Raw genomic sequence first — 580 nt, forward strand, 5'->3', positions numbered from 1 at the left:
AACACCCGAAGTCGGTGAGGTAACCGCAAGGAGCCAGCCGCCGAAGGTGGGGTAGATGATTGGGGTGAAGTCGTAACAAGGTATCCGTACCGGAAGGTGCGGATGGATCACCTCCTTTCTACGGAGAAAACAAGCAAAGCTTATGATTCTATCTGGTTTTTAGGGAATTAGTGATAAGGGGCTGTAGCTCAGTTGGGAGAGCGCCTGCCTTGCAAGCAGGAGGTCATCGGTTCGATCCCGTTCAGCTCCACCATTCCCTAAAAATTAACACTTGAAGCTACTTTTCAAGTGTGATATATTGTTTTTCTGTGAAGGTCACCTATTACTTTGTACCTAATAGATGGGGATTTTGCAGAAAGATATTGTTCCTTGAAAACTGGATATGCAAGCATACAAGGCAAGTTTTAATCAGCATTTGGATGGAAGGCATGCTAAGAACGCGACGTTATGTCACAACGCATGCACTTGCACATCCTGTGCATCGTGGTTAAGTTAGTAAGGGCACACGGTGGATGCCTTGGCGCTAGGAGCCGATGAAGGACGCAGCGAACTGCGATAAGCCTCGGGGAGCGGTAAGCAC

General features: G+C 48.1%; 1 tRNA gene and 2 rRNA genes. All 3 read left to right on the forward strand.

Features of this window, described 5'->3' with window-relative positions:
* Window positions 1-118: ribosomal RNA gene (locus FGI41_RS24640) — 16S ribosomal RNA — on the forward strand; the annotation flags it as partial.
* A gap of 59 nt (window positions 119-177) precedes the next feature.
* Window positions 178-253 (forward strand) — tRNA-Ala (locus tag FGI41_RS24645).
* A 232-nt stretch (window positions 254-485) separates the two neighbouring features.
* A 23S ribosomal RNA gene (locus FGI41_RS24650) occupies window positions 486-580 on the forward strand; the annotation flags it as partial.

The sequence above is a fragment of the Brevibacillus dissolubilis genome (assembly GCF_006170445.1).
GTDB lineage: Bacteria > Bacillota > Bacilli > Brevibacillales > Brevibacillaceae > Brevibacillus_B > Brevibacillus_B dissolubilis.